The sequence below is a fragment of the Candidatus Binatia bacterium genome (assembly GCA_036563615.1).
Classification (GTDB): domain Bacteria; phylum Desulfobacterota; class Binatia; order UBA12015; family UBA12015; genus DATCMB01.
In genome coordinates, this window is record DATCMB010000006.1 from 408,561 (window position 1) to 428,963 (window position 20,403).

Consider the following 20,403-nt stretch of genomic DNA (forward strand, 5'->3'; position numbering starts at 1 on the left):
GGCGCGCGTGCTGCGTGCCGCCGACGGCACGCGACGCAGCCCTTTCAACGATGGAGAGAAACGCGACCTGAGCCGGCAAAGACGAAAAAAAGGTCCTTGACGGCCGGGTCTGGTGCTCGGATACTGGGCTGCTCGTTGGCAACCGGCATCGTGAGCATTCGCAGGACGGGCTCGGCACGGTCGTGCCGCCGTCCGTTGCCGCGGTGACGCGGCTGGCTGCTGGCGACCGGCAGCCGCATCGCATCGGGAAGGCGCGGCTGCGGCGAGGTTTCCGGGGGAGGCGAGCGAAGATGAGCCAGCCGTTCGAGCGCGCACGTGTCGTGCGCGTCGATGCTTTGCACGGCGTCGCGTACGCCCTTCTCCCGTGTCTGCTGCTGCTCGCCGCGGCGCAGCCATCCCGCGCGCAGGCGCTCGACCCGGACGCGGTGCGTGCCGAGGCGTTCAAACCGAAGGGCGCGGCGGCCGCGGCGGCGCGGGTCGCCTCTGCGACGTGGCCGAGCGCGGCGAATCCCTTCCTGAGCTTCCTGCCCGTCGGCGAGAAGCCGGACTACGCCGCCTGGCAGGCGTGGCTGCGCGAGCAGAGCGCGGCGAAGCGCAGGACCGATCCTGCACCGCGGCCGACGAGCCTGATCGCCGCCAGCGAGTCCGAGCCGAACGACACGCGCGCCGAGGCGGCGCCGATCCCCGGGCTCGGCAGCGGGGTCGGCAAGGACGGCGCGGCGGACCTCACGGGCGTCATCTCGCCGCCGCCGGCGCCGACGATCGTCGGACCGTTCGCCGAGGACGACGGCTCGATCCCGCTCGCGGCGGCGGTCGGCGTGAGCAGCGGGAAGACGGTGCGGGTCAGTGGCACGATCGGCGACGGTCCGCACGGCGGCGGGGGCAGCGCCAAGGGCGACTACGACTTCTTCGCGCTCGGCGTGCTCGCGGCGGGCGACGAGATCCTGGTCGACGTCGACACCGGGGAGCCGTTCTGCTGCTTGGACTCGTGGGTGACGGTCTGGGACGAGGCCGGCAACCTCGTGGCCTTCAACGACGACGATCCGCGCGGCGGGACGTTCGACAGCTACCTGCTCTACACCGTGCTCGCGGCCGGGACGTACTACGTCTCGATCGGCGCCTACCAGTCGCCGTTTCCGAGCGACCCGTTCGATTCGTCGACCGGCAACGGCGTGGCGACCGAGGGGACGTACGAGGTCACGCTCGGGGTCAACGCCATCGACCGCGATCACTTCTTGCTCGAGCTCGAGCGGGGCGACGTCGTCGCGGCAAACCTGCTCGGGGCCACGGGGACGCGAATCAGCCTGATCGATCCGGACGGCGCCGAGCGCGTCGGCACGGTCTTCAACCTCAACTTCATCTCGCCGGGTCCGGTGCCCAACGGCGGGACCGCGGGCTTCGCGTACGTCGTCGAGACCGGCGGAACGTACGCGGTGCGCGTCGGCGGCGTCGAGGGCGCCTACACGCTCGAGCTGCGCGTCCTGCGACCGGCGTTCGAGCGCGCGCTCACCGGCACGGTGCAGAAGCTGTTCATCGACTTCGACGGCGCCACGCTCGATCGATCCATCTTCGGCGTGCCGGGAGGCAGGGTGAAGCTGTCGCCGCTCGCGAGCTTCCTCCCGAGCTTCGGCCTCACGCCCGCCGACGAGGACGCGCTGATCGACGTCATCCTCGCGACCATCGAGGAGAACCTGTCCTCCGACATGCGCGTCCTGAGCGCGAACGGCGACTACGACGCCTCGCAGATTCCCGGCGAGTTCGACGTCGTGCTGCTCAACAGCCGCGACCACGCCGATCCGTTCGGCGAGCCCTACGTGAGCCGCGTGATCGTCGGCGGCACGATGGCCGAGCTCGGGATCTTCACGATCGGCATCGCGCAGTCGATCGATCCCGGGAACTTCGCCGGCGAGGAGACCGGCGTCGTGCTGCTCGACCTGCTGAGCGGGCCGAGCTTCGACCCGAACTCGCTCAACCAGTTCCCGCTGGGACCCGGCGCGAGCAAGATCGAGCTCGTCGGGCGCGGGATCGGCAACGTCGCCGCGCACGAGGCGGGGCACCTGTTCGCGAACTTCCACACCGACCAGTTCAACGACGTCCCCAACATCATGGACCAGGGCGGCAATCTCGCCGGGCTCGTCGGCGTCGGCCCCGACTTCGTCTTCGGCACCGAGGACGACGTCGACGTCGACTTCGGTGCCGACGTCTACGCGCCGAACGAAGGCCTGAGCGGCACGGAGGACACGCTGAACGCGGTCGCCTTCGGTCTCTCGACCGGAACTTTCGATTGTCCGCCGGTACCGCTCGGGAGCTGCCGCGCGGCGGGCGCGACGAGGCTCGTGATCAGCGACAAGCCGAACGACCGGCAAGACGCGCTCACGTTCTCCTGGACGAAGGGCGAGGCCACGTCGTTCGCCGAGCTCGGCGATCCGCTGGGCGGCTCGTTCTACCGCGTCTGCGTGTACGACGCGGGCGGTCTCGTGCGCCGGGCCGCGGCGCCCGCGGGCGATCTGTGCAAGGTCCGCAACTGCTGGAAGCGGACGGGATCGACGAGCAACCCGAACGGCTTCGTGTACCGCGACACGAAGGTGGCGCCGAGCGGCACCAACTCGGTGATGCTGCGCGCCGGCGCGACGAACAAGGCGAGGGTGCAGTGGCGTGCGAGAGGCGTCGAGCTCGAGGACGGACCGCTCGCCGTGGTGCCTCCGGTCGTCGTCGAGGTGAGCGCGAACGACAGCCCGGTCTGCTTCGGGCAGACGTTCGCTGCGAGCGACATCACGCGCAACACGAGCAAGGAGCTGCGGGCCAAGGCCAAGTGAGCCGACGTCGGCGCGCCCCGCGAGTGCGCCGGCGTCGTTGACACGCGCGGTTCGGGATGCGCCAATGCGCGACCGGCGATGAAGGTCGGATGTGCGCTGGTGCTTGCCCTGGTCCTGGTCCTGGCCCTGGTCGGTCCCTCGGTGCCGGGCTCGACCGCGTCGGCCCAGGACAGCCCGTACGCGCTCGACGACACCGGCGCCACGAGCCCGTACGCCGTCGAGCAGAAAAGCCGCTTCTCGCTGCGCGCGCTCGTCGACCTGCGCGTCGCGCGCGGCAGCGAAGCGCCGAGCTGGCAGGAGCGCGGTCCGGGCAAGCTGCGCTACGGCGGCGTCGTGGACGACGGGCGCTTCGAGCGCGTCACGCGCTTCGCGATCTCGCAGCTCGCGCTGCAGCCGTCGCTCGAGCTGCCGTGGGGCTGGCGCGCCGAGGCGCAGGTCAACTGGGACGGCGACCTCGACGACCGCGGCGACACGAGCCCGGACCACGACCCGGTGCGCATCGTCGAGGCCTTCCTGCGCCGCGACTGGAGCCACGAAGACGGCGGCTTCGGCCTCCTCGTCGGCCTCTCGAACCCGCCGTTCTCGCTCGAGCACGTGGGTCCGGCGCGCACGCCGGCGTTCTCGCTGACGCCGTCGGCGCTCAACTCGTGGCTCTGGGAGGAGGGTCGGGTGGTCGGCTTCGAGGGCCACTGGTGGCACGCGGAGCGGGGCGGTCCCGAGGTCGCGGCGTTCGCCGGTGCGGGCTGGGGACCGGATCAGGCGGGCATCCTGCTCGCGCGCCGCGGCTGGGTGCTGAGCGACTTCCTCTCCGGCGCGAACAGCAAGCTGCCGCTGCTCGACGGCGGCGGCTTCACCGAGGTGTTCGACGAGCGCGACGGGCGCCCGGCGATCTACGTCGGCGGCAGCATCACCGATCCGTGGAGGATCGGCAGCGCGCACGCCGGCTACTATGACAACCTCGGCGACCTCGACGTGATGGGGGTGTGGGAGACGCGCTTCGGCGTCGCGGGCGTCTCGCTGCAGCCGCTCCCCGGGCTCGACGTCGTCGTGCAGATGCTCTACGGCAAGACCGCCGTCCGTAGCGCGCCGCTCGGCAGCACGGTGCACGCGTTCTACCCGCTGGTCTCGTACCGCTGGCGCGAGCACCGGATCACGTTCCGCTACGACGACTTCCGCGTGCGCGACGACGACGGCGGCGCCGACACCAACGAGAGCGGCCACGCCTACACCGTCGCCTACCTCTTCGAATTTTGGCTGCGACATCGTCTCGCGTTCGAGTACGTGTGGGTCGACAGCGACCGGCCGCGCACCCGGACGCCGGGCGACGACGGCTGGCAGGTGAGCTACCGCTTTCGCTACTGAGCGACGGGACGATGAGGTCGCGAGCGTCCGGTTCGACGCGGACTACGGGCACGCTGTCCGCGCTCGCCGCACTGCTGCTGATGGCGGCGCCGGGTCCCGCGTGCGCGCTCGAGCTCACGGGAAAGGTCACGGACGCGTCCGGCCAGCCGCTCGACGAGGCGGTGGTGTTCGTCGAGCGCCTTCCGGAGGGCGTCGAGGCGCCCCCCGGTCCGGGCTCGGCCGCGATGGATCAGGTGCAGAAGCAATTCGTGCCGCACGTCCTGCCGGTGGTGGTCGGCACCGCGGTGAGCTTTCCCAACCACGACCAGATCCACCACCACGTCTACTCGTTCTCGCGCACCAAGACCTTCGAGCTGCCGCTCTACAAGGGCGAGGACGCGCCGGCGGTGGTCTTCGACCAGCTCGGCGCCGCCAAGATCGGCTGCAACATCCACGACTGGATGGAGGCCGTGATCCTGGTCGTGCCGAACTCCTTCTACGCCGTGACCGACGCGCAGGGGCTGTTCGTGCTGCGCGATCTGCCTCCGGGCACGTACGACGTGCTGGCCTGGCACGAGCGGCAGAAGGGCGGTCCCGAAGCGACCCGCAAGACGATCGAGCTCACCGAGACGACCGCGCCCGTCACCTTCACCATCGATGCTGCCCCGCCGCGCCCGCGACCCGCTCCGCGTGGCGGCGCGCGCAGCTACGAGTAGAGGCTTCGCCGAACGAGCTTCACCCGAACGATCGGCCGATCCGTGGAGCGCAGCGCGGCGACGCCGCGTGAGCCCCGCAGGGCGGCGAAAGGAAGGACGCCCGAGTGAGGGGCTGGCTACGTCCGAGTCTGCGCGCGCGCATCCTGCTGCCGTACGCCGCGCTGCTGCTCGCCGTCCTGCTCGCGACGCTGTGGGTGCTCGGCGCCGCGGTGAGCGGCTGGGTCGAGGCGAGCCTGCGCCGGCAGTTCGACGCCACCGGCCACGTCTTCCGCGCGCTGCTCGGCGAGCGCGCGCGACGTCTCACCGGCGAGACCGAGCTGCTCGCGGCCGACTTCGCGCTCAAGCGCGCGATCGCGACCTACGACCCCGGCACGATCGCTTCGGTCGCCGTCAATCAACGCGAGCGGCTCGGCGTCGAGCTGCTGTGGATCACCGACGAGCGCGGGCGTCTCCTCGCGGCCGCGGGCGGCGAGGCGGTCGTCGGCAGCGAGGTGCGCGCGATCGAGCCGCTCGCGAGCGTCATGCGCAGCGGAGTGGCGCGTGTCGCGGTCAACGAGCTCGGCGGCGGGCTCAAGCTGCTCGTTGCGACCTCGGTGCTGGCGCCCGATCCGATTGGCTACCTGCTCGCCGGCGTGCCGATCGACGACGCGAGCGCGCGCCGGCTCGCGACCGCGACCGGCACGCAGATCAGCTTCGTCACCGCGCAGCGCGTGCTCGCGTCGTCGCTGCCCGCGGAGCGTCGCACGGCGGCGCTGCCGGCGATCCGCGAAGCGCTCGAGCGGTCCGACGCGCACGCGACGCTCGGTCGTGCGGACGCTCCTGAGGCGCTCGGTCGAGCGGACGCGCTTGCGGAGCCGGCGTCGGCGGCTGCGTCGGACGAAGCGCGCGACACCTTCCTCGTCTCCGTCGACGGCACGCGCCTGCTCTCGATCCTGCTGCCGATCGAGGCCGCGGTGCGCGAGCCGGTCTTCGTCCTCGTGCAGGCGTCCTACGACGGGGCGCTGGGTCCGCTGCGGCGGCTGCCCGCGCACGTGGCCCTGATCGGCGCCGCGGCGCTGCTCGCGGCGCTGGTCGTCGGTGGGCTCATCGCGGGCGGCATCGCGGCGCCACTGCGCTCGCTCGCGGGCGCGATGCGCGCGGTGCTCGCCGGCGACCTCTCGCAGCGCGTGACGCTGCGGCGTGACGACGAGGTCGGCTTCCTCGCGCGCGCGTTCAACGAGATGGCCGAAGGACTCGAGGAGCGCGAGCGGGTCAAGGCGACGTTCGGACGCTTCGTGTCGCGCGACATCGCGGCGGCGGTGCTGAGCGACGCGCCGGCGCTCGCGGGCGAGCGTCGCGAGGTGACGATCCTCTTCCAGGACGTGCGCGGCTTCACCACGATCGCCGAGCGCACGCCGCCCGACGTGCTGATCCGCGTCGTCAACCGGCTGTTCACCGAGATGGTGGCCGCGGTGGAAGAGCAGGGCGGCGTCGTGCGGCAGTTCGTCGGCGACGGCGTGATGGCGCTCTTCGGCGCGCCGGTCGCGCACGCGGACGATCCGGACCGCGCGGTGCGCGCCGCGCTCGCCATGGTGGCGCGCCTGCCGGCGTTGAACGAGGCGATCGCCGCGGACGGCATTCCGCCGATCCGCATCGGGGTCGGGATCCACACCGGAGAGGTGGTCGCCGGGTGCCTCGGACCCGACGAGCGCAGCGAGTACGGCGTCGTCGGCGACGCGGTGAACCTCGCGAGCCGCATCGAGGGTCTGACGCGCGAGCTCGGCGCGACGATCCTCGTCTCCGCCGACACCGCGCGCCGCCTGTCGCCGGGCTTCGTGCTCGGACGGCGAGAGGTGCTCGCCGTGCGCGGCAAGCAGGAGCCCGTCGAGGTGGTCGAGGTGCTCGGCTGAGCGCCGAGCCGGGCGCGATCTTTTACCCTTATTTTACGATCCTCTTATGACTGCCCGCGGCGAGGCGCGCTAACCCCGCCCCCGTGCCGGCGGCCGTGTCGGCCGCTCGGCGACCACCAAGAGGGGGCAGCCATGGACCATGCGTCTCGATCGTTCCGCGCGCGCGCCACGGTGACGCTCGCGGTGTCTCTCGTCGCGCTCACGCTCGCGTGCAAGCCGCCCGCCGAGGTGCGGATCACCTCGCCGGCGCACGGGACCTTCTTCCCGCCGACCACGAGCTCGATCGTCGTCGACGGCTCGATCCACGAGGTCGATCCCGCGAACGTGCAGGTCTCGGTGAACGGCGTCCCGGCGGCGGTCGACGTCGAGAGCAAGACGTTCCGCGCCACCGTCCCGACGGTCGCGGGCGAGGTCTTCCAGCCGCTCGTCGCGGAGATGACGAACCTGAGCTCCGGCAAGGTGTCGCGCAGCCGCGTCGTCGTCGTCACCGGCGACATGCGGCCGGACGCGTTCACCATCGCGAACGGCTTCGGGCTGCGGGTCGTGCAGTCGGGGCTCGACGACATCGCGCCGGTCGCGGCGGCGCTGATCGAGCAGCAGCTCGACCTCGCCGCCTTGCTGCCGTCGAGCTTCGAGGACGACGGCGCGACGATCACCATCGTGCAGAACCCGCCGCCGAGCTTCCGCGGTCTCGCGCTGGTGCTCGACGCCAACACCAACCGCCTCGACGTGACCGGGATCATCGACGACGTGTCGGTCGACCTGCGCATCGACAAGCCGGGGATCTTCGGCGGCGTGCACTGCGACATGCAGCTCGACATCGGCGAGGTGCGCGTGACGACGCACCAGCAGCTCTCGCCGACGTCGGACGGCTCGTCGATCGCCGTGCGTCAGGTGAAGGTGAACGGCAAGGAGGTCACGGTGGCGTTCAGCGGGCTCGCGTCACAGGTCGACTGCTCGGGCTCCGGCCTCTTCGAGAAGAAGAAGGAGAAGCGCGTGCGCGACAAGGTGCAGGAGAGCCTGACGACCGCGCTCGAGCGCTTCCTCGTCGACCCCGACGGCTTCGGTCCGGAAGACGCGCCGATCGCGGCGGCGATCGAGGAGCAGCTCGCGGCGCTCGACATCGGCAGCGTCGAGGTGCCCGGGCTGCGGTCGGAGATCGAGGCCCGCTTCGCGACGGTCGACGAGCTCGCGGTCGGGCTGCAGGCGTTCCTGCACGTCGACGTCAACCCAAGAGTGATCGTGCGGCCCGGGCTGCCCGGCGGCGTGCTCAGCCTTCCCGCACGTCCCGACCCCGACCTGCCGGGCTCGCTGCTCGTCCCGTCGGGCACGCCGACGCTGCACGACATCGTCCTGCACGACGCGGCGTTCGCGGTGTCGCTGTCGGCGATCAACCGGCTGCTGATGAGCGAGACCGAGGCGCGCCGCTTCGCGCTGACGCTCGACGAGGTGAAGGGCGAGCCGCTGACGGCGGCGACCTTCGCCGCCATCCCCGAGTTCGCCGCGCTGCCGCCGGACACGCCGATCCGCGTCAAGACCAAGGCGACGCTGGCGCCGGTCGTCACGGCCGATCCGGGACCGCACGGCGAGATCCTCGATCTGCAGATCGCGCACCTGCTGGTGACGCTCGCGAAGCTCGTCGACGCGAACGGCGCCGTGCGCGAGGAGGAGCTGCTGCGCGTCGCGATCGACGCGCGCGTCGGCGTCGACCTGCTGGCGCGAAACGGTCAGGTCGAGGCCTTGCTCGGCCCGATCGACGCGCAGAGTCTCCGCCTCTTCGTCGTCGACAACCCGATCGGCACGAGCGCGGACCTGATCGAGGCGGTCGGTCCGATCGTGCTCGCGACGCAGATCCCGGACCTGATCGGGACCACGTTGAGCTTCCCGCTGCCGAGCTTCCTCGACCTCGATCTCAAGGCGGCCGCGGTGCGCCGTCAGCCCGGGCACCTGGTGCTCTTCACCCAGCTCGTTCCCGCCACCTGATCCCCGCCTGACTGAGTCCCGCCCCGTGAACGCGCGGCGCCGGACGGAGGTTTCCGTCCGGCGCCGCGCGCGCGTTTCGCGCGCGTGGTGTGTGCGCGGAGTCCGGCTCCGCGCGCCCGTGTGCGCGCAGCCGGGTCCGTGTGCGCGCGGCCTGGCTCAGGTGCCGCTGCGCGACTGGCGGCGCGGGCTCTGCCGCGCGCGCGACGCGGCGCGCGGATCGTCGTCGTTGTCCGGCGCGCGGCGCGTCTGCTCGCGCTGGTTGCGCTGCGCTTGCGCACGCTGGGCCTGCTCGCGCTGTGCGCGCTGGGCCTGGGTGCGCTGCTGCTGGGCACGCTGGGCTTGCTCGCGTCGTGCGCGCTCGGCCTGGGCACGCTGCTGCTGGGCGCGCTGCGCCTGCTCGCGTTGCGCGCGCTGCGCCTGGGCGCGTTGCGCCTGCTCACGCTGGGTGCGCTCGGCCTGCGCGCGTTGCGCTTGCTCGCGTTGTGCGCGCTCACGCTGTGTCCGCTCGGCTTGCGCACGCTGTGCCTGAGCTCGCTGCGCCTGCTCGCGCTGTGCGCGCTCGCGTTGCGCACGCTCGGCCTGTGTGCGCTGCGCCTGCTCGCGTTGACGCCGCTCGACCTGCGCGCGCTCCGCTTGCTGTCGCTGCTGGCTCTCGACCCGGGTGCGCTCGCGCTGCTGCTGCTCGCGCTGCTGGCGCGCCGCGGCGTCGCGCTGACGGCGCTCCGCCTGCTGACGCTGCTGGCGCTCGACCTGCTCGCGCTGCTGGCGCTCGACGGCCTCCTGCTCGCGACGCTGCGTCTGCGCGCGCTCGGTCTGCTGACGCTGCGCCTGCTCGCGCTGCGCGCGCTCGGTCTGCTGACGTTGCGCCTGCTCGCGCTGCGCGCGCTCGACGCGCGTCCTCTCGGCCTGCTGGTTGCGCGTGCGCGCCGCTTGCTCGGCGCGCGTCCGCTCGGCTTGCTCGCGCTGACGGCGCTCGCTCTGCGCGCGGTCGCGCTCGACCGCGGCGCGCTGCTCGCGCGCGGCGCTCTCGCTCCGCGTGCGCGCCGCCTCGCGGTCGGCTCGGCCACGCTCGGCGCTCGACGTGCGGGCATCCGAGGCCGTGCGCGCGTTGGGCGACGTGCGCGCCGCCTCGCGGGTGTCGGCGTCCGGGCGGCTCGCCCGGGCGCTCGGCGCGCCGCGCTCCGGCGTATCGAGCGCCTGGCGCCGCTGCGTCGAATCGGGCTGTCGCCGCTCGGCGGTGACGCTGCCCGGACGATCGCTCTGCCCATCGCGAGTGCCGCGCTCGCGCGTCGTCGAGCGCGCACGCGCGCGCTCGGTCGGCGCGCCTTGCGCGCCGCCCCGTGCGGCTTGCGCGCCGTCGCGGCTCACGTCGCGGTCCGCACCCGTCTCGCGTCGCGGCACCGTCGCGGTGCGCGACTCGCGCTCGGACATCCCGCGCTGCGCGCTCGCACGGCGCTCGATCGGACCGCGCGCCTGCTTCGGCGCCTCCGCCGTGATCGCCGGCCGGACGACGCGCTGGCCGCGCGCCGCCACGGTCTGCACCTGCGACCGCTTGCCGTCCTCGGCGCGAGCCAGACGCCGCAGCTCGCGCGGCTCGACCGGCTGACCCTTCGCCTGCTCGATCAGCGGACGCTTGCTCTCGAACGCGGGACGCGACGCCGGCACCGCACGCGTCGTGACGGCCGCGCGCTGCAGTGCTTCGCGCGGCGGCTCGACGCGCCGACCCTCGCGCAGCTTCGCCGGCCGCGTCGCGAACAGGCTCTCGCGCTGCGGGACGATCTCCGGCGCGCCGCGCAGCGGACGGGCGATCTCGCGGATGCGGTCGTGCGGCAGGTCGAGGCGGCGTAGATCGCCGCGCACGAACGCGTCGCGCTCGACCGCGGTGAAGCCGCGCGGCCGCTCGAGGTTCGCGTAGCGGATGTTCGTCACGTCGATGTTGGTGATGTTGGTCTCCTTGATGATGGTGTTGTTGACGACGCGCGGGCCGCCCCAGCCGCCCCACCACGGACGGCCCGGCACGACGCCGCCGACGCCACGCCACCACGGCAGGATCGGCTCGCCCCAGCCGAGCGGCACCCAGCCGACCGACGGTCCGGAGCCGATGCCGATCGACACCGAGAGGCTCGGCGTGTTGACGCTCACGCCGAGGAAGCCGACCGTCGCCGGCGCGTACACCGGTCGCGCGACGACCGGACCCGGCGCCCACGCCCAGTAGTCCTGCACGTAGACCCAGCGGCCGTAGTGCGACGGCGCCCAGCCCCACGGCTCGTAGTCGACCCAGGTCCAGCCCCACGGGTCCTGCCAGACCCAGCGGCCGTTGCTGAACGGCGCCCAGCCGGACGCGACCTGACGCGGACGCCAGATCGGTCCGTACTCCTCGTGGCGCTGCCAGTCGCCGTAGTGGTCGAGGTCGGCGACGCCGTAGACGTCGTCGTCGACGTACTGGTAGCTCACCGCGTTGCGCACGCGCGCCGCGCGCTCGCTCTCCCACTGGTCCCAGCGATCCGGCTCGACGTAGCTCGCGTCGAAGACCTCGACCGGCTCGTACTCGTCGTCGCCCTCGCCGTAGGCGACGAAGCGCGCGCCGCGGTTCTCGCCCAGACGGTAGCGATCCTCGCCGAGGTACGCGTCGACCTCGCCGTCGCGCACGAGCACCGTGGTGACGCCGTCGGCCTCGACGTCGACGCGGTAGACGCCGCGCGTGCGCGCGACCACCGCGGTCGCCGGCGTCGAGAGCTCGACGTGGTGCCCGACCGGGACGTCGCGCACGCGGAAGGTCGCGGTGCCGAGACCGACGCGGACGTGCACCGCCCGGTCGGAGAGCTCGAGCAGGTCGAGCTCGGTCTCTTCGTCGACGCGCGCGTGGATGCCACCCGGCAGCTCGAGCTCGGCCTTCGCGCCCGGTCCGCTGTAGAAGCGGTCGCCGGTCACGAGCGGCGCATTGATCTCGACGGGCGCCCACTCCTCGGCGTCGGCGTTGAGGTAGGAGACGTCGCCCTCGGTCCAGGCGACGCGCGCGACGCGCGGCTCCCAATCGTCCTCGGCCGCGGTCGCAGCGCCCATCGACAAGAATAAACTCAAGACGAGCGTCAGCGCCGCGCTCGCGGTGCGCCCGAGGCGCTCGAGCCAGGCGGCGCCGCGTGACGCCGAATCTCGTCTGCCGTCTTCGTGAAGATGCACTTCGACCTTCCCTTTCGTCGTCGGGGGCGAGGATCGAAGCGCGCGCTTGCTGCGGGAATCGCGAGAAGCGTGCCAGGCGCGGGTTCAGGGACGCGCTCCGGACGACGGTCCGCGGAGCGCGCGATGCCGGTGTTTCCTCAGCCCATGCAGCTCCAACACGCGGGGCACGAGAAGGTCGCGCGGTCGTGCGCGTGTAGAATCCACAAAAGCGCGCCGGCCGTGCGATTTGCGCTTTTCCTGCGCGCTTCGGGTCACGCGCACGACGGCCCGTCGCATTGCGCCTTGAACCGGGCAAAGAGGCGCTCGTATACAAGCTCACGACGGAACGGATGCACCAACGGAGGGCGTGCCGCGTGTGGATTGCTGACAGATCTCTTCCGGGCCGCGGACGCGGCTCCCGCGCCGTGCGGGTTTCGTTCTCGGCCCTGGCCCTCGCCGTCGCGCTGGTCGCGAGCCTCGGCGTGCCGCGCGCCGTCGCGCACGTCGCGCACGACGGCGTCGACGAGCGCACCGCGCTGGTGAACGGCGTCTGCGAGGGCGGCGACCCGATCACGCCGACGCAGGTGATCGAGGGCTCGTTCCCGCACGAGCTGCAGGGCTCCTACGTGATGGTGCCGTTCGTGGTGCCGCCGGGGACGACCCAGCTGCGCGTCAAGTATTGCTGGGACCGCCCGGAGGGCGACGTCTCGGTCGGACACACGATCGACCTCGGCCTCTGGGAGCCGCGTCCGCCGGGCGGCACGTGGGGCGTCGAGCAGTTCCGCGGCTGGGGCGGCTCGAGCCATCCGGACGTGACGCTGACGCCGCAGGGCTTCTCCACCGAGGAGGAGTACCTCGAGGATCCGAAGGGGCACGTCCCGGGCCGCACGACGCGCGGCTTCCTGCCGGGTCCGATCCCGCCCGGCGAGTGGGCGGCCGAGCTCGGCGTCGCGGCCGTCGTGTCCGCCGAGGAGGGCGACGCGGACGGCCGGGTGCGCTGGCGTCTCGAGATCGAGCTGTCGAGCAACCCGGAGTTCGCGGCCGAGCCGTACCGCCCCGCGCTCTACGACCGCGCGCCGGCGCGTCGCGGTCCCGACTGGTTCGCGGGCGACATGCACGTCCACGCCGAGCACTCGGCGCTCGGCGACGCGACCATGCGCGAGGTGTTCGACTACGCCTTCCGTCCGCTCGCCGAGGGCGGCGCCGGGCTCGACTTCATCACGCTGTCCGACTACGTGACGCCGTCCGCGTGGGGCGAGATCGGCCGCTACCAGGACGACTACCCGGGGAAGCTCGTCATCCGCAGCTCGGAGATCATCACCTACACCGGACACACCAACAACCACGCGAGCCTGACCTACGTCGACCATCGCACGGGTCCGGTCTACGAGTGGCTCGGTGACGACGAGGTCGAGCTGCTGCGGCCCGCGCGTCCGGCGCGCGATCTGTTCCGCGTCGTGCGCCAGCACCGCGGCTGGACGCAGATCAACCATCCGACGATCTTCCCGTCGTCCGACCCGACGCTGCGCCGCTTCTGCCGCGGCTGCCCGTGGGACTTCACGGTCGCGCAGACCGACTTCTCGCTGGTCGACGCGATCGAGATCCAGACCGGTCCGGCCGCGTTCGGCGACGCGCCGAACCCATTCACGCTGACCGCGATCGAGTTCTGGGAGGCGGCGCTCGACCGCGGCCACAAGATCGCCGCGGTGGGCTCGAGCGACTCGCACCACGCCGGGCGCACGCGCGACGTGACGCAGACGCCGATCGGCCGTCCGACGACGGTGGTCTACGCGCGTCACCTCTCGGAGCAGGGCATCCGCGACGGCGTGCGGGCAGGCCACACCTACGTCAAGCTGCTCGGTAACGATGGTCCCGACCTGCGCTTCGAGGCGCGCGCGACCGGCGGCAACCGCGCGATCATGGGCGACACGCTCTACGCGCGCTCGGCGGAGCTCACGGCGCGCGTCTTCAATCTCCCCGAGGACGCGCCGCCGCACACGCTGTACCTCGTGCGCAACGGCAAGGTCGTCGAGTCGTTCCCGGTGGACGCTCCCGACGTAACGTTCACCGTGCGCGCCACCGGACCCGCGCGCTATCGCCTGCAGCTCCAGCGCGGCGAGGTGATCGTCGCGGTGACGAGCCCGATCTGGCTCGAGTCGCCGGGCGCGACCGAGCCGACGCGGCTGCCCAAGCTCGGTCGGTAGACCGACTCTTTCGCGCGGACGTATTGCTCCGCGCTCGCGCGCCGGACTACAGTCGAAGGCACATGAGCGGGGGCGCCACGCGGAGGCTCGACCTCGCATGACCGTGACCGAAGGCGCCGGGCGCGGGCTGCGCGCCGACCTCGAACGCCTTCGGGTGATCACGCAGCTCGCCGGCGTACCGATCGCGCAGTTCGACGCGCGACGGCGCTACGTCTGGGCGAACGAGGAGTACGGCGCGCTGGTCGGACGTCGCGTCGACGACCTCGTCGGGCGCGAGCTCGCCGAGGTCGTGGGCGCGCGCGCGTACGAGGTGATCGAGCCGTTCGTCGCGCGCGTGCTGCGCGGCGAGCGCGTCGAGTACGACGTCGAGCTCGATCTTCGGACCGGACGTCGCGCGGTGCACTCGGTGCTCGCGCCGACGCTCGACGACGACGGCGCGGTCACCGGCTGGATCGGCATCGTCCGCGACCTCACCGAGCGCAGGCGCTTCGAGGAGACGCAGGCGCGTCTCGCGGCGATCGTCGCGAGCTCGGACGACGCGATCGTCGGCAAGACGCTCGACGGCGTCGTCACGAGCTGGAACGAGGGCGCGGAGCGGCTCTTCGGCTTCGCCGCCGACGAGATGATCGGCCAGCCCATCCAGCGCATCATCCCGCCGGACCGCATCGACGACATGGCGCACATCCTGAAGCAGATCCGCGCCGGGCGACGGGTCGACCACTACGAGACCGAGCGGGTGCGCAAGGATGGCCGCCGCATCCACGTGTCCTTGACGGTGTCGCCGATCAAGGACGCGGCCGGCCGGGTCATCGGCGCCTCCAAGATCGCGCGCGACGTCACCGAGCGGAAGCGCAACGAAGCGGAGATCCGCGAAGCGCTCGGGCTGCTCGCGACGCTGCACCGCACGAGCGCGCGGCTCTCCGCGGAGCTCGACCTGCGCAACCTCGTCCAGGTCGCGGTCGACATCGCGACCGAGGTCACGCACGCGCGCTTCGGCGCGTTCTTCTTCGCGGCGCACGACGAGTCCGGCGCGTCGCACGTCCAGGTCGCGCTCTCCGGTAACGCGCACGACGCGTTCGGCGCGCTGCCGATCCCGCGCGAGAGCTCGCTCCTCGGCGCGACCTTTCCCGGCGGCGAGACCATCCGGCTCGCGGACGTACGCCGCGACCCGCGCTACGGGAGCAACGCACCGTACGAGGGCACGCCGCCCGGGCATCCGGCGATCGTGAGCTACCTCGCGACGCCGATCGTCCTGCGCGAGGAGGTGCTCGGCGGTCTCTTCCTCGGCCATCCCGAGCCCGACGTGTTCAGCGAGCGCGACGAGCGCTTCGTCAAGGCGTTCGCCGCGCAGGCGGCGGTCGCGATGGAGAACGCGCGCCTCTACGAGCTCGAGCGCAAGTCACGCGCGCGCGCCGAGGCCGCGAACCGCGCGAAGGACGACTTCCTCTCGATGGTGTCGCACGAGCTGCGCACGCCGCTGCAGTCGATGCTCGGCTGGGTCGCGGTCATGCGCCAGGGGCTCGTGTCGCCGGAGCGCATGGCGCGCGCGATCGACGCGATCGAGCGCAGCGGCCGCGTGCAGGCGAAGCTGATCGACGATCTGCTCGACGTCTCGCGCATGGTCCACGGGACGTTCGAGATCGAGCGTCGGCCGGTCGCGGTGCGCACCGTGTGCGAGGCGGCGGTCGAGGCGATCCGTCCCGAGGCGATCCGCAAGGGGGTCACGCTGGAGGCGACGATCGAGGACGACCTGGTCGTCGTCGGCGACGCCGTGCGCATCGAGCAGATCATCACCAACCTCTTGCGCAACGCCGTGAAGTTCACGCCCGCCGGACGCGGCGTGTACGTGTCGCTGCGGCGTCAAGGCGACAGCGCGTGCGTCGTCGTGCGCGACGAGGGCGAGGGCATCGACGCCGAGTTCCTGCCGCACGTCTTCGAGCGCTTCCGGCAGGCGGAGGAGGTCCGCAAGCGCACGACGAGCGGGCTCGGGCTCGGTCTCGCGATCGTCAAGAGCCTGGTGGAGCACCATCACGGCGAGGTGGAGGCGCAGAGTCCGGGACGCGGCCAGGGTGCGACGTTCACGGTGCGGCTGCCGCTCGCCTCGCAGCACGTCGCCGGCGCGGGCGAGGGGGCCGGCTCGTCCGGCTCCGCGCGCGCGCGGTGAGCGACGGCGAAGAGCGGGGGAGGCGATGTTGCACGGTCTCGGCATCCTGATCGTCGAGGACGAGGACGACATCCGCGAGGCGATGACGGCGTTCCTCGAGGGCGAGGGCTACACCGTCGTGCAGGCGCGCGACGGCGACGAGGCGTTGCGCCTGCTGCGCTCCGAGCAGCGCTTCTGCCTGGTGCTGCTCGACCTCTTCATGCCGGTCAAGGACGGCTGGGAGTTCCGCGCCGAGCAGCTCAGCGACCCCGCGATCGCCGACGTGCCCGTGATCGTCCTCTCGGCCGACCGCAGCGCGCCGCAGAAGGCGCGCATGCTCGGCGCGATCGAGTGCATGGTGAAGCCGATCGACTTCGCGCACCTGCTCGACACGGTCGCGACGCACTGCTGACGCGCCGCGCGCGGTCGGTCGTGCGCCTTCACGCTCCTTCCAGCGGCTCCGACGGTACGCTAGTCAGGACGCTCGGAAGGAGACACCGATGATCGACCTCTACACCGCGCCGACGCCCAACGGGCACAAGGTTTCGATCGCCCTCGAGGAGCTCGGGCTGCCCTACGAGGTGCACACGATCAACCTGATGGCCGGTGAGCAGAAGCGGCCGGAGTACCTGAAGCTCAACCCGAACGGCCGCATTCCGACGATCGTCGACCGCGACGAGGACGACTTCGCCGTCTTCGAGTCGGGCGCGATCCTGATCTACCTCGCGGAGAAGACCGGCAAGCTCATGCCGACGGACCGCAAGGGCCGCTCGCGCGTCATCCAGTGGCTGATGTTTCAGATGGGCGGCATCGGCCCGATGATGGGGCAGGCGAACGTCTTCTTCCGCTACTTCCCGGAGAAGATCCAGCCGGCGATCGACCGCTACCAGAACGAATGCCGGCGGCTGTTCGAGGTGCTGAACACGCGGCTCGGCGAGAGCGAGTACCTCGCCGGCGACTACTCGATCGCCGACATCGCGAACTGGGCCTGGGTGCGCACCTACAAGTGGTCGGGCGTGTCGATCGACGGCCTCGAGCACCTGCAGCGCTGGATGGCGGCGCTCGCCGCGCGACCGGCGTGTCAGCGCGGCATCGAGGTGCCGTTCAAGATGCCCGACCTGACCGGCGACCCGAAGGCGACCGAGGAGTTCGCGAAGGGCGCGCAGACGATCCTCCAGCGCTGACCTCGTGGCGGCCGATCGGACCCACGATCGCGCGCTCGGCCGGGTCACGGTGCTCGGCGCGGAGCGCGGCGGACGCTACCCGTACGGCAACTCGCTGCTCGTCACGGGCAGCGAGGAGTCGCTGCTGGTCGATCCGTCGCTGTCGCTCGTCACGCGCGCCGAGCGCCCGCACGCCGACCGCGTGCTGAACAGCCACTGCCACGAGGACCACGTCGCCGGAAACCATCTCTACCCCGACGTGCCGTGGCTGCTGCACGAGGCCGACGCGCCCGGCATCCGCTCGCTCGACGCGATGCTGGGGATCTACGGCGGCTCGCCGGCGAGCCAGGCTGCGCTGCGCGAGATGCTGGTGCGCACCTTCCACTTCCAGGCGCGCCCGGATCCGACGACGTTCGCGGACGGCGACGTGTTCGATCTGGGCGGCGTCCGCGTGCGCGTCATCCACGCGCCCGGCCACACGCGCGGCCACTGCGTGCTGCACGTCGAGCCGGACGACGTGCTCTACCTCGGGGACATCGAGCTCTCGAGCTTCGGTCCGTACTACGGCGACGTGTGGTCGTCGCTCGCCGACTTCGAGCGCACGCTCGCGATGGTGCGCGATCTGCGCGCGCGCTGGTACGTGACCTTCCACCACGTCGGCGTGCTCGAGGGCTACGACGCGTTCCGCGACCGCCTCGACCGCTTCGCCGCGGTGATCGCGACGCGCGAGGCGCGGCTCCTCGAGTTCCTCGCCACACCGCACACGCTCGACGAGATCGTCGCGCACCGCTTCATCTACCGTCCGCAGGACACGATGGCGTTCGTCGACGACGTCGAGCGCCGCAGCATGTCGCAGCACCTCGAGCGGCTGCTCGCCGCGGGGCGCGTGCGCGAGCTCGAGCCCGGGCGGTACGTCGCCTGCTGAAGCGCGCTACGGCGTCCGCGCCGTCTTCGCCGCGGCCGTCGTGCTCGTCGCCTTGGGCTTGCGCCCGATCTCGTCGAGGAACGGACCCGAGTAGAGGATGCGCCCCGTGCAGCTCCTCGGCTCGCACGTGACGAGCGCCAGCACCGCCTCGGCGAGCCACTCGACCGGCTCGACGAGCTCGGGGTGCTCGTCCAGCAGGCGTCCGACCAGCGCCTCGGCGCCCGGCGTCCGCACCGCCGCGACCGGCGCGACGCTGTTCACCGCGACGTTCTCCTCGTAGAGCTCTGCGGCGAGCCCGGTCGTGATGCGCTCGAGCGCCGCCTTGCTCGCGCCGTAGAGCGTGATCGTGGTCTCGGTCTTCTGCGGCGGCGGCTTCGGGTGCACGCTGCTCGCGCTCGACAGGTGGACGATCCAGCCGCGTCCCTTCGCGCGCATGTCGGGCAGCACCGCCTGCGCGAGGTCGACGGCGGCGTGCACGTTGACCTCGAAGGTGACTTGACGGCGGCGCAGCGGCATCTCCGCGAGCGGCGCGTAGATCGCGGCGGCGGCGTTGTGCACGAGGATGTCGATCGGTCCGAGCGCCGCGCGCACCTCGGGCACGATGCGCGCGCGGTCGGCGGGGCTCGCGAGGTCGGCGACGACCGGCACGGCGCGCGCGCCGCGCGCTTCGACCCGCGCCACCGTCTCGGCGAGCGAGCCCGGCAGGCGCGCGTCGGGCGCGGCGTGCAGCGTGCGCGCGACCAGCCCGAGCGCCGCTCCCTCCTCGGCGAGACGCTCCGCGATCGCGACCCCGATGCCGCGGCTCGCGCCGGTCACGATCGCGACCTTGCCGGCGAGGCTCTTCGTGCCCGTCACGCCCATCGCCGGCCGCGCGCGTGCGTCCTCAGCGGGTGAGGACGCTCTCGCGGAAGCGCGTCGTGCGGTGCTTCGGGTCGCGATCGAACTCCGGGATCACGTGCTTGCCGAAGAGCTCGATGGTCTCGAGCGCTTCCTCCTGCGTCAGGTTGTTCGGGAAGCCGAACACGAGCTGGTCGACGCCGGTGCGCACGTAGTGCTGGAGCTGCTCGCAGACCTCCTCCGGCGTGCCGCACAGCAGCGCGCCGATCTCGATCGCGCGCTCGACCATCTCCTCGTTCAGCACGATCGGCTTCTCCGGCCACACCGGCGCGCCGGGCGGCTTCGGGAAGGTGTCGTGGTAGAGGCAGACGAGCGAGAACAGGTAGCCGCGGTCGGGACGCATCGCCGCGGCGCGCGCGCGCTCGCGATCCTTCAGGCAGACCACCGCGTTGGTGATCATGACGTTGTCGTTGACGTAGTCGCCGAGCGGGTTCGTGCACTTCGCGACCGCTTCCTTGTAGGCGTCGATCAACGGCTTCATGTCGCCGATCGGCGAGAAGTTGAAGCCGAGCGCGCCGATGCCGAGGCTGCCCGCCTTGGTGTAGGTCGCCGGGTTGCCGCACGCGACCCAGAGCGGCGGATGCGACGGTCCGTACGGCTTCGGCAGGATGTTGTGCGGCTTGTCGATCGCGAACGACTTGCCCTGGAAGGTGTACTCGGTCGTCTTCCACATGCGCAGGATTTCTGGCGCGACCTCGTCCCACTCCGCCTTGGTCGACGAGGTGTCGTGGATGTTGAACGTCCCGACCTCGTGCGAGCCGGCGCCGCGTCCGGTGCCGAACTCGAAGCGTCCGCGCGTGAGCTGGTCGAGCATCGCGGCGCGCTCGGCGTTGCGCACCGGGTGATTGACGCGCGGGCTCAGGTTGAAGATGCCCGAGCCGAGGTGCAGGCGCTCGGTGGCGTGCGCGAGGTAGCCGAGGAAGACGTCGCTTGCCGAGATGTGGCTGTACTCGGTGAGCGCATGGTGCTCGGTCACCCAGACGTACTTCCAGTTGTTGCGGTCGGCGTGCACGCACAGCTCGACCTCGTTCATGAACGCGGCGTGCTCGAGACGCGGGTCGTGGGCGTTGCGGCCCGGGCAGAATCCCTGGATGAAGAGTCCGAACTCCATGCGTCCTCCGTCGTGAAGTCCCGGACACTACGAGAGATCGCGCTGGATTTCGAGCG

At 71.9% G+C, this 20,403-nt stretch carries 13 protein-coding genes; 10 read left to right on the forward strand and 3 right to left on the reverse strand.

Features of this window, described 5'->3' with window-relative positions:
* Window positions 1–290 precede the first annotated feature (290 nt).
* The 5 genes from VIS07_04700 to VIS07_04720 all read left to right on the forward strand — a co-directional run bounded on the left by VIS07_04700 (window position 291) and on the right by VIS07_04720 (window position 8,745).
* Entirely contained in the window at window positions 291–2,816 is a 2,526-nt protein-coding gene (locus VIS07_04700; GenBank protein HEY8514798.1) for a DVUA0089 family protein, read from the forward strand.
* A 99-nt stretch (window positions 2,817–2,915) separates the two neighbouring features.
* Entirely contained in the window at window positions 2,916–4,178 is a 1,263-nt protein-coding gene (locus tag VIS07_04705; protein ID HEY8514799.1) for a hypothetical protein, read from the forward strand.
* An 11-nt stretch (window positions 4,179–4,189) separates the two neighbouring features.
* Window positions 4,190–4,873, forward strand: coding sequence for a hypothetical protein (locus tag VIS07_04710; protein ID HEY8514800.1), 684 nt, complete (start codon window positions 4,190–4,192; stop codon window positions 4,871–4,873).
* A gap of 104 nt (window positions 4,874–4,977) precedes the next feature.
* Window positions 4,978–6,762, forward strand: a complete 1,785-nt coding sequence (locus tag VIS07_04715; GenBank protein ID HEY8514801.1) for an adenylate/guanylate cyclase domain-containing protein — start codon at window positions 4,978–4,980, stop codon at window positions 6,760–6,762.
* A 132-nt stretch (window positions 6,763–6,894) separates the two neighbouring features.
* Window positions 6,895–8,745 carry a hypothetical protein gene (locus VIS07_04720; protein HEY8514802.1) on the forward strand — a complete coding sequence of 617 codons (1,851 nt, stop codon included), beginning with the start codon at window positions 6,895–6,897 and terminating at the stop codon, window positions 8,743–8,745.
* 156 nt (window positions 8,746–8,901) lie between these two features.
* On the opposite strand, the gene VIS07_04725 is transcribed toward VIS07_04720, so the two are convergent.
* Complete coding sequence (locus tag VIS07_04725; protein ID HEY8514803.1) at window positions 8,902–11,925, reverse strand: DUF6600 domain-containing protein; 3,024 nt, start codon at window positions 11,923–11,925, stop codon at window positions 8,902–8,904.
* 404 nt (window positions 11,926–12,329) lie between these two features.
* On the opposite strand from VIS07_04725, the gene VIS07_04730 reads away from it, so the two are divergent.
* The 5 genes from VIS07_04730 to VIS07_04750 all read left to right on the forward strand — a co-directional run bounded on the left by VIS07_04730 (window position 12,330) and on the right by VIS07_04750 (window position 18,339).
* Window positions 12,330–14,108 carry a CehA/McbA family metallohydrolase gene (locus VIS07_04730; GenBank protein ID HEY8514804.1) on the forward strand — a complete coding sequence of 593 codons (1,779 nt, stop codon included), beginning with the start codon at window positions 12,330–12,332 and terminating at the stop codon, window positions 14,106–14,108.
* Between the two features lie 97 nt (window positions 14,109–14,205).
* On the forward strand, window positions 14,206–16,272 hold the full coding sequence (locus tag VIS07_04735) for a PAS domain S-box protein (protein HEY8514805.1): 2,067 nt from the start codon (window positions 14,206–14,208) through the stop codon (window positions 16,270–16,272).
* A gap of 25 nt (window positions 16,273–16,297) precedes the next feature.
* A complete protein-coding gene (locus tag VIS07_04740) occupies window positions 16,298–16,663 on the forward strand; it encodes a response regulator (protein ID HEY8514806.1) in 366 nt (121 codons plus the stop codon).
* Between the two features lie 88 nt (window positions 16,664–16,751).
* Window positions 16,752–17,435 carry a glutathione S-transferase N-terminal domain-containing protein gene (locus tag VIS07_04745; GenBank protein HEY8514807.1) on the forward strand — a complete coding sequence of 228 codons (684 nt, stop codon included), beginning with the start codon at window positions 16,752–16,754 and terminating at the stop codon, window positions 17,433–17,435.
* Between the two features lie 4 nt (window positions 17,436–17,439).
* Window positions 17,440–18,339 (forward strand): MBL fold metallo-hydrolase, encoded by a 900-nt coding sequence (locus tag VIS07_04750; GenBank protein ID HEY8514808.1) that lies wholly within the window; start codon window positions 17,440–17,442, stop codon window positions 18,337–18,339.
* Between the two features lie 6 nt (window positions 18,340–18,345).
* Here VIS07_04750 and VIS07_04755 read toward each other — a convergent pair whose 3' ends face one another.
* Both VIS07_04755 and VIS07_04760 read right to left on the reverse strand, forming a co-directional pair.
* Window positions 18,346–19,194: an SDR family NAD(P)-dependent oxidoreductase gene (locus VIS07_04755; GenBank protein ID HEY8514809.1), complete on the reverse strand. Its 849-nt coding sequence runs from the start codon at window positions 19,192–19,194 to the stop codon at window positions 18,346–18,348.
* Between the two features lie 28 nt (window positions 19,195–19,222).
* Window positions 19,223–20,347 (reverse strand): LLM class flavin-dependent oxidoreductase, encoded by a 1,125-nt coding sequence (locus VIS07_04760; protein HEY8514810.1) that lies wholly within the window; start codon window positions 20,345–20,347, stop codon window positions 19,223–19,225.
* Between the last annotated feature and the right edge of the window lie 56 nt (window positions 20,348–20,403).

Bases quoted from the DNA above. Each gene is read 5' to 3' on its own strand.
- VIS07_04700 (HEY8514798.1), top strand. From the start codon at position 291: ATGAGCCAGCCGTTCGAGCGCGCACGTGTCGTGCGCGTCGATGCTTTG.
- VIS07_04710 (HEY8514800.1), top strand. From the start codon at position 4,190: ATGAGGTCGCGAGCGTCCGGTTCGACGCGGACTACGGGCACGCTGTCC.
- VIS07_04720 (HEY8514802.1), top strand. From the start codon at position 6,895: ATGGACCATGCGTCTCGATCGTTCCGCGCGCGCGCCACGGTGACGCTC.
- VIS07_04735 (HEY8514805.1), top strand. From the start codon at position 14,206: ATGACCGTGACCGAAGGCGCCGGGCGCGGGCTGCGCGCCGACCTCGAA.
- VIS07_04740 (HEY8514806.1), top strand. From the start codon at position 16,298: ATGTTGCACGGTCTCGGCATCCTGATCGTCGAGGACGAGGACGACATC.
- VIS07_04745 (HEY8514807.1), top strand. From the start codon at position 16,752: ATGATCGACCTCTACACCGCGCCGACGCCCAACGGGCACAAGGTTTCG.
- VIS07_04760 (HEY8514810.1), bottom strand. From the start codon at position 20,347: ATGGAGTTCGGACTCTTCATCCAGGGATTCTGCCCGGGCCGCAACGCC.